14 protein-coding genes and 1 pseudogene are annotated in these 13,791 nt (G+C 65.3%); 8 read left to right on the top strand and 7 right to left on the bottom strand.

The features are described from left to right. Positions 1–117: 117 nt before the first annotated feature. Positions 118–1,305 (bottom strand): metallophosphoesterase, encoded by a 1,188-nt coding sequence (locus tag G6N36_RS21635; RefSeq protein WP_163688883.1) that lies wholly within the window; start codon positions 1,303–1,305, stop codon positions 118–120. 205 nt (positions 1,306–1,510) lie between these two features. Between G6N36_RS21635 and G6N36_RS21630 the strand changes: the two genes are divergently transcribed. Both G6N36_RS21630 and cynS read left to right on the top strand, forming a co-directional pair. Beyond that, on the top strand, positions 1,511–2,365 hold the full coding sequence (locus G6N36_RS21630; protein WP_163688882.1) for a formate/nitrite transporter family protein: 855 nt from the start codon (positions 1,511–1,513) through the stop codon (positions 2,363–2,365). Then, complete coding sequence (cynS, locus tag G6N36_RS21625) at positions 2,362–2,817, top strand: cyanase (RefSeq protein ID WP_163688881.1); 456 nt, start codon at positions 2,362–2,364, stop codon at positions 2,815–2,817. The genes G6N36_RS21630 and cynS overlap by 4 nt, the downstream gene beginning before the upstream one ends. Here the strand turns inward: cynS and G6N36_RS21620 are convergent. The 3 genes from G6N36_RS21620 to G6N36_RS21610 form a co-directional block, all read right to left on the bottom strand. After that, positions 2,814–4,052, bottom strand: a complete 1,239-nt coding sequence (locus tag G6N36_RS21620; protein ID WP_163688880.1) for a fatty acid desaturase family protein — start codon at positions 4,050–4,052, stop codon at positions 2,814–2,816. The two genes, cynS and G6N36_RS21620, sit on opposite strands and share 4 nt — an antisense overlap. Before the next feature lie 17 nt (positions 4,053–4,069). Continuing rightward, positions 4,070–5,200, bottom strand: a complete 1,131-nt coding sequence (locus G6N36_RS21615) for a ferredoxin reductase (protein ID WP_163688879.1) — start codon at positions 5,198–5,200, stop codon at positions 4,070–4,072. Positions 5,201–5,310: 110 nt separating this feature from the next. Continuing rightward, complete coding sequence (locus G6N36_RS21610; RefSeq protein ID WP_163688878.1) at positions 5,311–5,799, bottom strand: MarR family transcriptional regulator; 489 nt, start codon at positions 5,797–5,799, stop codon at positions 5,311–5,313. A gap of 230 nt (positions 5,800–6,029) precedes the next feature. On the opposite strand from G6N36_RS21610, the gene G6N36_RS21605 reads away from it, so the two are divergent. Then, complete coding sequence (locus G6N36_RS21605; RefSeq protein WP_163688877.1) at positions 6,030–6,521, top strand: nitroreductase family deazaflavin-dependent oxidoreductase; 492 nt, start codon at positions 6,030–6,032, stop codon at positions 6,519–6,521. Then, complete coding sequence (locus G6N36_RS21600) at positions 6,518–6,940, top strand: hypothetical protein (RefSeq protein ID WP_163688876.1); 423 nt, start codon at positions 6,518–6,520, stop codon at positions 6,938–6,940. Before G6N36_RS21605 ends, G6N36_RS21600 begins: the two co-directional genes overlap by 4 nt. A gap of 15 nt (positions 6,941–6,955) precedes the next feature. Here the strand turns inward: G6N36_RS21600 and G6N36_RS21595 are convergent, their stop codons facing one another. Next, entirely contained in the window at positions 6,956–8,296 is a 1,341-nt protein-coding gene (locus G6N36_RS21595) for an acetamidase/formamidase family protein (RefSeq protein WP_163688875.1), read from the bottom strand. Positions 8,297–8,375: 79 nt separating this feature from the next. Here G6N36_RS21595 and G6N36_RS21590 point away from each other — a divergent pair, with 79 nt between their 5' ends. Together G6N36_RS21590 and G6N36_RS21585 are read left to right on the top strand one after the other, a co-directional pair. Next, positions 8,376–8,933, top strand: a complete 558-nt coding sequence (locus tag G6N36_RS21590) for a TenA family protein (protein ID WP_163688874.1) — start codon at positions 8,376–8,378, stop codon at positions 8,931–8,933. After that, a complete protein-coding gene (locus tag G6N36_RS21585; protein WP_163688873.1) occupies positions 8,930–9,544 on the top strand; it encodes a TenA family protein in 615 nt (204 codons plus the stop codon). Before G6N36_RS21590 ends, G6N36_RS21585 begins: the two co-directional genes overlap by 4 nt. A gap of 9 nt (positions 9,545–9,553) precedes the next feature. Here the strand turns inward: G6N36_RS21585 and G6N36_RS21580 are convergent, their stop codons facing one another. Continuing rightward, complete coding sequence (locus tag G6N36_RS21580; protein ID WP_163688872.1) at positions 9,554–10,747, bottom strand: phytanoyl-CoA dioxygenase family protein; 1,194 nt, start codon at positions 10,745–10,747, stop codon at positions 9,554–9,556. A 120-nt stretch (positions 10,748–10,867) separates the two neighbouring features. Here G6N36_RS21580 and G6N36_RS21575 point away from each other — a divergent pair, with 120 nt between their 5' ends. Continuing rightward, positions 10,868–11,899 carry a fused (3R)-hydroxyacyl-ACP dehydratase subunits HadA/HadB gene (locus G6N36_RS21575; RefSeq protein ID WP_163688871.1) on the top strand — a complete coding sequence of 344 codons (1,032 nt, stop codon included), beginning with the start codon at positions 10,868–10,870 and terminating at the stop codon, positions 11,897–11,899. Between the two features lie 7 nt (positions 11,900–11,906). Here the strand turns inward: G6N36_RS21575 and G6N36_RS21570 are convergent, their stop codons facing one another. Continuing rightward, entirely contained in the window at positions 11,907–12,593 is a 687-nt protein-coding gene (locus G6N36_RS21570) for an SDR family oxidoreductase (RefSeq protein ID WP_163688870.1), read from the bottom strand. A 57-nt stretch (positions 12,594–12,650) separates the two neighbouring features. On the opposite strand from G6N36_RS21570, the pseudogene G6N36_RS29600 reads away from it, so the two are divergent. Next, positions 12,651–13,775: pseudogene (locus tag G6N36_RS29600) on the top strand (YbfB/YjiJ family MFS transporter); the annotation flags it as partial. Positions 13,776–13,791 lie beyond the last annotated feature (16 nt).

The following is a 13,791-nucleotide window of genomic DNA, read 5'->3' as shown; positions in this document are numbered from 1 at the left end:
CACCGATCAGGAATCGAGGTGCCCGCGTCGCTTCGGAGCAATCAGCATGACCATGTTGTTCCCATATCCGAGACAGCGGTGGCTCAAACCCGTCACTGGCGGCGCTCGACGTCGCGGTCAGGCGGCGCGCAACGTCAGCAGGGTGATCTCGCTCGGCGCGAACACCCGGAACGGCGGACCCCAGAAGCCTGTCCCGCGGCTCGTGTACAGCTGTGTCCGCTCACCGTGCCGACTCAGGCCCTGCACCACCGGTTGATCCAGTCGGACAAGGTAATTGAACGGCCAGATCTGGCCGCCGTGGGTGTGTCCCGACACCTGCAGGTCGACGCCCGCGCGCACGGCGCGGCCGACCTGCTTGGGCTGATGGGCGAGAAGTAGGACCGGCAGCGTCGGGTCGGCGCCGGTGAGTGCGGCATCTAGATTCGCGCCGTGCCCGTCCACACCGGAGGATTTGGCGGTGGCGTCGTCCACCCCGGCGACGACCAGTCGATCACCACCGCGTTCGACGACGATGTGCCGGTTGTGCAACGCGTCCCACCCGATGCGCTGCATGTAGTCCAGCCAGGCCTGCGCCTCGCTGAAGTACTCGTGGTTGCCGGTGACATAGACCCGCGCCGACGTGGCGTCCACCGCCGACAGCGGGCTCGCCTGGTTTTCGCGTAACTCGACGGTTCCGTCGGCGATGTCACCGACGTGGCACACGACGTCGGCGCCGAGCTCATTGACCCGCGCGACCACGGCAGCCGACCAGCGTGCCCGCTCGATCGGCCCGTAGTGGGTGTCGGTGATCAGCGCGACGCGCAGTCCGTCCAGACCTGCGCCCAGCCGTGCGATGGCAACGTCCACCTCTCGCACCCGGGGCACTCGCATCGCCTCGGCATAGCCCCATGCCAGCAGGACCACCGTCACCACGAGGACGCCGCCCGCGACCCACCTCGACCGTGCCGGATCCTCGACTCCCCCGGCGAGCAGCAACAGGCCCGCCACCTGGCCCAGCACCGACCAGACGAACAGCACCCACGCCGCACCCAGCAGCGCATCGCCTGCGACGGCGGCCCAGTCGGAATGCCGGCGGCCATGGCCGAACACCATCAGCGTCGGCAGCGCGGCGGCGGCTACGGCGAACAGGAGCGTGCCCGCCACGAACACGGCCGTCGGCCACGCTGTCCCCGAGCCCAGCAGCGTCCACCACGGCACGGCGAACAGCAGCAGCACGATGGTCAAAACCACCGCCAGCCGGCCGAGCTTGCGGGAACGGCGAGGCGGGTCCATCGATTCGACGACCTCAGCCGGGGTGTCTGTCATCACGGACGACGTTACCGACGGATTTGCGGTCGCGCCGTCCGCCTCACACTCCGCAGGCGGTGACGGTGAAAAGAACGTGACGTGATCCTTTCATCGGTTCACATCGATGACACGGCCGGCGGGAACCCTGACGTCGACATCCACTCCCGCCAGGCCATCGACGACCAGGTGCTCAACGAACGTCAACGACGGAAGAAGCGACGAAGTGTCCTATGTGGAACCCCCTCAATTCGTGACGAAAATGATCGACGCCGGCGAAACCAAGGTGTTCATGTCCACCCGGGACACCGTCATCCGCGCCTACATGGCCGGCGCGATCCTCGCCCTGGCAGCCGCGTTCGCGGTCACGATCACCGTGCAGACCGGCAACGCTCTGGTGGGCGCCGTGCTGTTTCCCGTCGGCTTCTGCCTGCTGTACCTGATGGGCTTCGATCTGCTCACCGGCGTCTTCACGCTGGTCCCATTGGCGTTGCTCGACAAACGGCGTGGTGTCACGGTCCGGTCGATGCTGCGCAACTGGGGCCTGGTCTTCGTCGGCAATTTTCTCGGGGCGCTGACCGTCGCGCTGATGATCGCCATCACGGTGACGTACGCATTCACGGTGGATCCAAACGAGGTCGGCCAGAAGCTCGGCGAGATCGGTGCCAGTCGAACCGTCGGGTACGCCGATCATGGCGCCGCGGGAATGCTGACCCTGTTCATCCGAGGTGTGCTGTGCAATTGGATGGTGTCCACCGGTGTGGTTGCAGCGATGATGTCGACATCAGTGTCCGGCAAGGTGATAACGATGTGGATGCCCATCATGCTGTTCTTCTACATGGGCTTCGAGCACTCGGTCGTCAACATGTTCCTGTTCCCGTCCGGGCTGATGCTCGGTGGCGACTTCTCCGTCGCCGACTACTTCATTTGGAATGAGATCCCGACAGTCGTGGGCAACCTTGTCGGCGGACTTGCCTTCGTCGGGCTCACCCTCTACGCGACGCACGCCCGCACCGGTATCGAGTGGAAGCGTCCCGCCGATCCCACCGACTTCAAGCTGCCCGCCGAGGCCAACGCATGAACCGCGCCGAGATCACTGAGCAGATCAGCGCCGCGCGGATCGCCAAGGGGTTGACCTGGCAGCAGCTCGCCGAGGCCATCGACAAGCCCGCGGTATGGACTGTCTCGGCGCTGCAAGGCCAGCACCCGATTCCGGCCGAAGCCGGCAAGGTGCTCGTCGAACTGCTCGGTTTGGACGAGTCGGCGGTACCGATCTTGGCGGCGGTTCCGATGCGAGGCGGGTTGCCCAGCGCGGTGCCCACCGATCCGACGATCTACCGTTTTCACGAGGCCCTTCAGGTGTACGGCGGCGCCATCAAGGAACTCATCCACGAACAGTTCGGCGACGGGATCATGAGTGCCATCAACTTCAGTCTCGAGGTTGAGCGCAAACCTCATCCTGAAGGCGACCGCGTGGTCGTGACGTTCGACGGGAAATTCCTGCCCTACGCCTGGACGGCGGCCGACGGCTAACGGGTGGCCATCGCCCCCGTCTCGAGCTCACGCATCGCAGTCCGCAAACCACGGCGTCTCCCAGTGGAAAGGTCGACCCCGAAGCTCTCCGCCATCCCGTTGCGGATCCGGAACTTGAGCTCCGAGTGCGTTTCCGGGGCATCGTCGGATGATGCCCTGAGCAACTTGTCGGGAAGTGCCAGTTTAAGGATCGTCCAGAACGACTGAAAATATTGGCGGGGAAGCGATCCCGTGGTGTACGGCAGATCGTACTTCTCGCAGAGCGCCCTGACCCGCTCGGCGATCTCAGCGTATCGGTTGCTTGGAAGGTCGGGAAACAAGTGGTGCTCGATCTGATAACAGAGATTACCGCTCATGAACGCCATCACCGGACCTGCGTGAAAGTTGGCCGATGCCAACATTTGCCGCAGATACCACTCCCCGTTGGTCTCGTTGTCGAACTCCTCCTGCGTGAACTTTTCCGCACCATCGGGAAAGTGGCCGCAGAAGATGACTGCGTACGCCCAGTAATTTCGGATCAGATTGGCAATCGCGTTGGCCTTCAGGGTCGATTTCCAATTGCGGCCCGCCAAGGCCGGAAAGACGATGTAGTCCTTGCCCACCTGTTTACCGACCTTCTTGCCGATAACCCGCAGATCTTTGCGCACCTCTGCGATCGACTTCTCCCCTTTGCGGTACTTCGTGGTCTCCAAGCCGTGGGCGGCCACCCCCCACTCGAAAAGGGTGCCGAGCAGAATGTTGTAGATCGGATTGCCGATCATCCACCGCTCCCAGCGTTGGTCGCGGGTCAGGCGCATGATTCCGTAGCCGATGTCGTCGTCGAGGCCGACGACGTTCGTGTACTTGTGGTGAATGAAGTTGTGGGACTTCTTCCAATGCACGCTTGGGGAAGTGGTATCCCACTCCCACTCGGTCGAGTGAATCTCCGGATCGTTCATCCAATCCCACTGGCCATGGATGATGTTGTGCCCCAGCTCCATATTCTCGATGATCTTGGCGGCCGCGAGCATGCCGATTCCTGCGAAACGGGCCGCCCTGTTGTGACTCGCGAACAACGCGACGCGCCCGCCCGCGGCCAGGCCGCGCTGCAGCTGGATGGCCCGTCGGATATAGCGCGCATCGCGTTCACCCCTCGAATCCTCGATGTCGGCGCGAATGGCGTCGAGTTCATCGGCGAGCGCCTCGATGTCCTCTGGTGTGAGGTGCGCGTACTCCTTGATGTCGGTGATGGCCATGATCCCTCCCTCTCTGTCTAGATCTTGAGCGTGCAGTCGCCGGATGCGGTGGAGACGCAGGTGTTGATTCGGTCGCCTGCGCCGTGCTCCTCGCCTGAGCGGAAATCGCGCACATGGCCCGACTCCAGTGGCAGCACACAGGTTTGGCAGATGCCCATACGGCAACCGAAGGGCATTTGAATGCCCACCTTCTCCCCCGCCTCCAGAAGCGATGTGGCACCATCGATCTCGAGACTCTTGTCGGAGATGGCGAATGTGACGGTGCCGCCTTCGCCACCCTTATCGGTGCGTGCGATCGTGAACCGCTCGATGTGGAGGTGCTCGGCGCGGTCGGCGGCGTCCCACACTTTCTCGATGTCATCAAGCATCTGGGTGGGCCCGCAGGCCCAGGTCGGCCGCTCCGCCCAATCGGGAACGACATCACCGATGCCCTCGAACTCGAGGTGTCCGTCGGTCTCGGTCAGCTGCAGATGCAGCCGGTAGCTCGGATGGTCGTCCTCCAGCATCCGCAGCTCGTCGTGGAAGATCACGTCACCCGCCGTAGGCGCGGAGTGAACGTGCACGATGTCCGGGGACTGACCGCGCGCGGTCAGGGTCCGCAACATCGCCATCACCGGCGTGATGCCGCTTCCGGCACTGATGAAGAGGACCTTTTCCGGTGGCGGGTTTGGCAGTGCGAAATCACCTTTGGGTGTCGCCAGCCGCACGATCGTGCCGGGTTCGACGCCGTTGACCAGGTGCGACGACAAGAAACCCTCGGGGGTGGCCTTCACCGTGATCGTGATGTGCTTGGAATCCCTGAGCGGAACCGACGTCAACGAGTACGAGCGCCAGTGCCACCGCCCGTCGACGCGCAAGCCGATGCCCACGTATTGCCCAGGTCGGTACTCGGCGGTGAAGCCCCACCCCGGCTTTATCGTGACGGTCGCAGAGTCCTGTGTTTCTCTGCGCACGTCGACGACCTCCCCCCGAAGCTCGCGAGCCGTCCACAGCGGATTGAGCAACTTGAGGTAGTCGTCCGGAAGCAACGGCGTGGTGGCACGAGCGGCGAGGCCGCGCAGAACATTCACTTTCGGAGTGACCGCGGTTTCGACGTTTCTCGCCGGCTTGACGGCCCACCTCGCGATTCGGCGTGTGGTCAGGGGCATCCGTCATCACCTCCGGCTGAGCGGAACTGTCCATTCAGTGAACACATGTGCACCCGGTACCCCGCCGCTCGGGTGTTCACACATCATGGCCAGAGCAGGGCTGAATCAGCTCACACCACGTGACCGTCGGCGCCGGCGTGCACAGGCAATTCGTCGCCGGCGCGCGTAAATGCAGTGAGGGCCCGCACCAGACCGCGGCGTTCGGCCGGTGCCATCTTCGCAACCACACGCGCGATCTCTTCGCGGCGACGTTCGGTCACCGCGTCGACGATTTCACGACCGCGCCTGGTCAGCGTGACGACCAACTCACGTCGGGAATCCGGGTGGGGGCGGCGGTCGATGAGGCCGGCGGTGACGAGACGGTCGACCATCCTGCCGGTGGTCGACGGCGCGACATCGAGTAGGCCGGCCAAGTTCGCGAGGTTGATCGCGTCGCGGGTCGACAGGATCACGAGCGTGCGGAACTGCGCGAAGGTGATCGTCTCGTCCACGAGGGCGATCGACCGTGCTGACATGGCAACCAGCAGCCGGGACGCGGTCAGCAACGCGTCAGTGATCGCATCCGCGGCATCTTCGGCCGATGCCGCGCCTGCCGTCATGTCGCCCTCCGTATCTGCCCACCGGCCACCACCATCACCTTCACTCATCGCGCGGCCGACCCGAGAACCAGAGCAGTAAGCAACTATTGCATACTGCAATTATGCGCACCTCCCGGTTCTGGGCACCGCACGCCTAGCAGTCATCGGCTGAATCACCTACGAAACCGTCTTCACCAGAATGCATCCCGAAGTCGGACCGGCTCCCTGAGCCGTGTTGGAAGGAAGGACAAATGAAGGTAATCAAGAAGATTGGGCCCCCGTCGGGCATCCGTCGGTTCCTGTTCCGACTACCGATCTACCTATACCGGGTAAGACTCGGATGGATGCTCGGGGACAGACTCTTGCTGTTGCACCATGTCGGCCGAGTCTCGGGTAAACACCGTTTGGTGGTGCTGGAGGTCGCCGAGCACGACAATGCCACCGACAGCTTCCTCGTTGCGTCGGGCTGGGGGCCGACCGCCGCGTGGTATCGCAACGTTCTGAAGACGCCGGATGTGACGATCCAGGTGGGCCGTCGCACAATTGCCGTCACGGCTCAACCCCTCACCAAAGAGGAGGGCGCCGAAGTCTTCGTCCGTTACGCACGCCGCCACCCAAAGGCTGCCGAACGCGTGCTGCCACATCTGATGGGCTACTCCGTCGATGGATCCGAGCGGGACTTTCGAGAGGTCGGGCTGATGATGCCGTTCATCCGGTTCACCCCACGGGCGACTGTACCGTGACCCCGCTGATTTCGGCAGGCGCGCTCGTCAGCCTCGTAGCGGCGACGATCTCACTTTCCGCCTGTTCATCGACATCGACTGCACCGCCGCAGACTTCGTTGGAAACCGGTCCGCAGCGGGGAGAGCTGTCCGTGATGACGCCACGCCGACTTGTCGAAGCACTCGATCGCGCAGGTCTTCCCGCGCCCAACCCGATGGACACGACCGCTTTCGAGTGCAAGTCCACGCCGTGCCTTCAAGCGATCGTCACCGACACCGTCCGCGTCAAATCGTTTGCGACGACGCGGCAGGCACAAACCTACGCCGCCGATCGAGGTCTCTTTCAGGTAGCGACGATCGTCGTCGCGTTCGCACCTCCGCTAAACCCTGCCCAGCAGCGCCGCTACCGCGCCGAAATCCCTGAACTGCTGCATCGTTGACCTTGGCCGATTGCGCTACACGAAGTGTGCTTTCTGAATCTGCGCATGCACGCCGACCGTCTTGTCGACCACCTGGCTGACGGCGAAGTTCGCCGCGGCGGAGAGATACGCGTAGGCCGTCGGACGATCCATGCCGCGATCGTTCTCCAGGAAGTTCAGCGCGTTGATCACGGCGCGACGCATCGCGACGTCCAGGTCGCTTCCCTGTTCGTCGGCTGCGCCGTCGGGGTCGGACAGCCCGATCGGAATCCACGAATCCTGGTCCTCTGCAAAGGGGTACATGAAGGCGACCGACGGCGCATCGGCGGTGCCCTTCTTGCACACCGTGAGGCGGAACGTTCCCCGCAACGATCCCTCCATGGCGGTGAGCGCGACTTCGCCGTCGCCCATCGCCATGTGCGGATCGCCGACGTAGAAGAGCGCGCCCTCGGCGAAGACCGGCAGATAGAACGTCGACCCCGGTCCCAGCAGGCCGATGTCGATGTTTCCGCCGCCGAGCGTCGGAGGGACGGAGTTCGCATTAGGCGAGGTCAGCCCCGGAGCGTCCGCATACGCGACACCCATCATTCCCATGAAGGGCCGCAACGGAAATCGCACTGCGGCCCCGTCACCGAACGACATCACGCCGTTGCCTTCTTCTATTGCGGTGAACACCGACACGTTGCCGTATTTGGCCGGATCCTTGGATTTGCGCCCGTCCGTCGCCGCGGGTGGCATCACTTCGTCCAACTGCACACCCGCGGGTGCTTCGCCCTTCGCGGACAGTGCGAGCGCTCCCTTGCCGTGTCTGCTGGAGACCACGCCGTAGGGCACCCGGGGAACCGCCTCCAGCGTCTCGACCTTCAGGACATCGCCCGGCTGTGCACCTTCGACGAAGATCGGACCTGTGACGATGTGCGGTCCGTCGACGTCGAAATTGCGTGGGGTGCGCCGGTATCCGGCAGCGATATCGATCGCATCGTTCAGGACGTCGCTTTCGGACACACCGTGTCCGCCGAAGTACTCGACCGGGTTCCGACCCTGATCCTCGAGGATGCCTTCGTGTGAAACGGCGTCGATGGTGACCGTCTGTCCTGACCGCATCTGTAGCACCGACTGCGCGTGCACGGTGGGAACGTAGCCCCACAGCACCTGGTCGGGCGCCGAACCCAGGTAGTGATCGCCCGGCTTGGGGCCGCCACCGGGCTGCAGGATCTCGCCGGCGCTCGCCGACGCTCCGCCACCCGCGCCCGGGGACGATGCGCACGAGGCGAGGCCTGCTCCTGCGCTCAACGCGGCCACCGTCTGAACGAACCGTCGGCGCCCTATCCCTCGCATTATCGTTTCGGCGGCTGATTCGGCATCACTGTTGTTCATTCGTCAGGCATTCCCGCATCCGATTTCGGACACATTGCCTGGGCGTAACGCTTCTCGACTCTGGACTACTCTTTCGGGCGTGCTCGATGCCCTCTGGACCGCCGCGACCCGGCATCCGTTCCTCGATGCGGTGCGCGACGGCACCATCGGCGACGCGGCCTTCGACCGGTGGCTGGCGCAGGACGCACTGTTCGTCGCCGACCTGCTCACCTTCCAGGCGCGGCTGCTCGCGCGCGCGCCGCGCCCGGCTCAGGGTGTGCTCGCGGGGGGATGTGTGGCCCTGGTCGACGAGCTGGACTGGTTCGAGGTCAAGTCGGCCGAGCGGGGCGTCTCCCTGGATCAGCCCGCGCTGGCGGCGACGGCCGCGTACCGCGAACTGCTGCTGCGGCTCGACACGATGCCTGTCGGCGCGGCGCTGACGGCGCTCTGGGTCATCGAGCGGGTGTACCTACTCGCCTGGTCTTCGGCGGTCTCGAGCACGTCACCCCTGCGTGAATTCGTGGAGCATTGGACGGCGCCCGGCTTCGCCGCATACGTGGATGCGCTCGGGGAGTTGGCGACCCCCGAGGGCCACGACGATGTGGTCGCCGAGGTGCTGACGCGTGAGGTGGCGTTCTGGGATATGGCACTGGCATGAGCCTCTCCAATCGGCTGTGGTCCGCCAACGGCGATCTGGCCGCCGCCGCCCTGGCACATCCATTCGTCCGCGGACTGGGCGACGGCTCGCTGGATCGAGAGGTCTTCGCGGGTTACGTCGCGCAGGATGCGTTCTTCCTCGAATCCTTCGCACGCGCCTACGCCTTGGCGCTGGCTCGCAGCACCGATACCCCCACACTGATCGCGTTGGCCGGCTTGATCTCCGGGGTAGCCGACGAGTTGGGCCTGCACAACTCGTACGCCGCGCGCTGGGGCATCGACATGGCCGGCATCGAACCGTCGCCCGCGACGCTGGCGTACACCGACTTCCTGCTCGCCACCGCCGCAACGGGCGGACTGGGCGTGACGCTTTCGGCGATGACGCCATGCATGCGCCTCTATGCCTGGCTCGGGACGTCGTTGGATGCGGACGCGGCGGGACCGTATGCGGAGTGGGTACAGACGTATTCCGATCCCGGCTTCGAGAGCTTGGCGTCCCGGCTGGAGGGGCTGCTCGACCAGCACGCCGATGACGGCGTCGCGGTCAGGCAGGCCTACCGGCGCGCGATGATTCTCGAGGTGGCGTTCTTCGAGTCGGCACTGTCACGCTGAAGGCCCGTGCTACTGGCTGGTGTTCAAAGGTGCCGCGTCGGCCATCCTGCGCAGCTCCTTGCGGTCGGCGTCGGCGCCGCCGAGCGAGGGCAGGCTGAAGCTGGTGTACATCACGCGTCGTTCGCGGTGCACCGGCGGCGCAGCCATGTGCAACGTGCACGAGCAGTGCACGGTGACGTCGCCGGTCTCGGTCGCGAGGTTGACCACCGGAAGATCGAGGCCTGGTTGGAGGCTGGGCGCGGGCCAGACCAGGGCTCGATGTGAACCGGCGACGACGCGGAGCTGACCCGACATCGCGTCGGCACCGGTGACCGAGATGCCGACGGTGAGGCCGCAGCAGTCGTAGCTGTGCCTGCCGAGCGAGCAGTCCTTGTGCCACGGGATGTCCGAAATCCCTTGGACGACACCGATCGGTTTAAAGAGCGCTTCGAGTCGGTTACCGTCCCATCCGCTGGCGACGTGGCCGTCGCCCGTCAACGCGGCGATACGGGTCAGGCGTTCGTCGGCGACCAGTTCGGCGGCGAGCGGCGATTCCTTGTCGAACCGCTGCATCCGCACCAGCGCACGAGATCCGTCCTCGAGGCCGGCCCACCATGACCGGCCGTCACCATCGGCGTAACGCGTTGCGGCGACGTCCATTTCGGCGGATACGGCGACCATCTCGTCTTCGCTGTACAGACCTTTGACGTGGAGGAAGCCGGCTTGCTCGAGGAACCAGGCCATGTCGGCGGCGGAATCGGCGGGAGTGAACGAACGGCTCAGGTCGAGCGGTCCGCCGTCCCGATCCTCGAATTCGATCGCGCCGGTGCGGTGGGGCGTCGTGCCGTCGAGTGTGGCCCGGAGCAGGAGCCACCAATTCAAGATGTCGGAGAGGTGCCCCGTCATATCGAGGGAGCCGCTGGCCAACCAGCCCATCGGGGTGACTTTGTCGGCGACCAGTGCGTCGAATTGCTCGGCGTCGACCCGGATGGCGGAGCCGGTGCCCGGACCCTGCATGACGGCGACACGAGCATCGTCGGCACGCAGCGTCCAGGATTGCCCGTCGACGGTGACGGTGAGTGGCCGGGGCCGCATCTCCTCCAGCGACGGACCCAGCCGATCCGTCGCTGCGGCGAACAGTTGAGGCAGCGTGACGTCGAGGAACTCGGCGGGCGCGATGGATGCGGGCTCGCCGTCGACCCTGATTCGCCTGTCGACAGTCATGTGCGTGATCAGCTTAGGCAGATTGCGGGGCGCCATCGCAGGATTCCGGGATCGGGGTGCCCGCGCGTTAGTGTGCTGTGGTCGGCTCCGAACCAGCCGACGGAAGAGTTGAGCTTATTCATGACTGCACCAGCAGACGCGTCGCCCATGGAAGCGCGGGTCGGCAGCTACTACCAGATGGACGGCACCTACCTGGTGGGCCGCGAGAAGGTGCGTGAATACGCCCGCGCGGTGCAGGACTATCACCCCGCGCACTGGGACGTCGCCGCCGCCGCTGAGCTGGGCTATTCGGATGTCGTCGCGCCGGTGACGTTCACGTCGACCCCCGGCATGAAGTGCAACCGGCGCATGTTCGAGTCGATCGTCGTCGGATACGACACGTACCTGCAGACCGAGGAGGTCTTCGAGCAGCACCGCCCGATCGTGGCCGGTGACGAATTGACCATCGACGTCGAGCTGACGTCGGTGCGCAGGACGGCGGGGCGGGATTTCATCACCGTCACCAACACGTTCACCGATACCGCAGGCGAGCGCGTGCACACGCTGCACACCACCGTCGTCGGGGTCACCGCCGAGGACATCGACGCGGGAGTCAAGACGGCTGTGCAGAACGCGATGATGCACGACATGAACATCCTGGACATCCCCAGTGTGGATGGCGAGTACGAGAAAGAACTCCGCCCCGAGGGCGAGATCCGGATCGCCGACGGAGGCTTCACCCGCACGCCGGGAACACCGTCGTTCGACGACGTGAAGGTCGGCGACCAGCTGCCGGTGCACCACACCCGCCTGTCGCGCGGCGACTTGGTGAACTATGCCGGTGTGGCGGGTGACGCCAATCCGATCCACTGGGACGAGACCATCGCGAAGCTGGCCGGGCTGCCTGACGTGATCGCCCACGGAATGCTGACCATGGGTTTGGGTGCCGGCTTCCATTCCGCGTGGTCAGGAGATCCCGGCGCGGTGACGCGCTACACGGTTCGGCTGTCGGCGCCGGCCGTCGTATCGGCCACCGGGGGTACCGACATCGAGTTCAGCGGGCGCGTCAAGTCGTTGGATCCGGCGACTCGCAGCGGTGTGGTGATCGTTGCGGCGAAATCGGACGGCAAGAAGATCTTCGGTATGGCGACCATGGACGTCCGCTTCCGCTGATCGGCGGTCACTCGCTCCCGGTATTCGCGGTGGCCAGGCCCGCCTTCACCTTTCGGGACAGTTCATCGGCGAGGATCTCCTTTTCACCGTTGAGCAGCCCAGTGACGGCCAGCGCCGCGACCTGTGCCGGATCGATCTTCTGCTCTGGTGGGATGTAACTGACCATGTCGGTGTCCATGTAGCCGACGTGCAGGGCGGCCACGTGAATCCCCTTGGGAGCCAGCTCTGTTCGCATCGCATCGGTGAGAGCCCACGCCGCAGCCTTGGCCGCTGAGTAGGCGCCGGAGGTCGGTGGGTGGGTCCACGACAGGACCGACAGAACGTTGAGGACGCCGCCGCCGCCGTTGCGCTCGATGATGGGGACGAACTCCCGGCTGACGTTCAGCGTTCCGAAGTAGTGCGTTTCCATTTCCGCGCGGATGTCGTCGATGGATCCGTCGAGCAGCGTGGCCCGCGTCGAGATGCCGGCGTTGTTCACCAGCACGGTGACATCGTCGGCAACGGCCGCCGCATGCCGGATGGACTCCGGATCGGTGACGTCGAGTTGAATCGGTACCACGCCCGGCAGATCGACGGTTTCCGGTCGCCTCGCCGCTGCGTACACCTTCGCGCCGCGCGCTAACAGTTCTGCGGCCAGTTGCCGACCCAAACCTCGATTGGCGCCGGTCACCAATGCGGTCACGTTCTGCGTCATCGACGTCTCCCTTCCTTGTTGCGACCACACCCGATCGCTCGACTGCAAGAACACACAATGCTCGACTTCGCGTCCCGGCTGGGAGGCAGCGCCTTACAGCTACGAGCAGATCAGACATGGCCGACGAGGCGCGCGGCGCTTCACGATGGGGAAATGCAATACCACGGACACGTCGTGCGCAGCGCCGCAGCCCTCGCCGCGGCCATGGGGATAGGCCGGTTCGCGTACACGCCCATCCTGCCGCTGATGACCGCGCAGGCGGGCATCACGACGCATACCTCCGCGACCCTGGCGACGGCCAACTATGCCGGCTACCTCGCGGGCGCACTGGCCGGATCCATCTGGCCTCGACTTGCCCGTTCCGTCGCTGTCTGCCGCGCTTCCCTGGTCGTACTCGTCGCCAGTCTGGTCGGAATGCCGTTGATCGCCAGCACAATCGAATGGGCTTTGCTGCGCGCGTTGGCCGGGGTCGCCAGTGCGCTGGTCTTCGTGATCGCCGTCAACACCTTGCTGGAACACCTGCATGAGCGGCCCGCCCATCTCGCCGGCTGGGCACTGGGCGGGGTCGGCGGCGGTATCGCGTTGTCGGCAGTCGTCGTGCTGACAAGCGGTCAGTGGCGGTTGGCGTGGTGGACTTCGGCCGCAGCGGCGGCGGTGCTGGCCGCCGTCGCCTGGACCATGCATCCCGCACCAGAAGGGGCGACGCCGGAGTCGTCAGACCGGCCCGGGCGCCGTCCACCGCATCGTGCCTTCGCGCTGCTCGCGGCGAGCTACACCCTGGAAGGGATCGGGTACATCATCGCGGGCACGTTCCTGGTCGCCGCGGTCGCACAGGATGCGCCCCACTGGCTCGGTGGCGGGGCGTGGTTGGTGGTCGGCTTGGCGACAGTGCCGTCGGCGGCGCTATGGGCTGCACTCAGCTCTCGCTGGTCACACCCCGGTCTGCTCGCGACAGCGCTGTGCGTGCAGGCCACCGGCATCGCCGTAGCCGGCCTGTTCGGCGGGGTGACCGCAGCACTGGTCGGCGCGGTGCTCTTCGGTGGGACATTCATCGGTGTCAGCACGCTGTCACTGGCGGCCGGGCGTCTGCTGCGCTATCCGCGGGCTGTCGCGTTGCTGACGGCCGGTTATTCAGTCGGTCAGATCGCCGGACCCGCCGCGGTGAGCCCGTTGCTCCACAACGGTTTTCGTACCGCGA

The organism is Mycolicibacterium gadium (assembly GCF_010728925.1).
GTDB lineage: Bacteria > Actinomycetota > Actinomycetes > Mycobacteriales > Mycobacteriaceae > Mycobacterium > Mycobacterium gadium.
The sequence above is the reverse complement of the archived record's forward strand: the minus strand, read 5'-3'. Positions and strand labels throughout refer to the sequence as shown.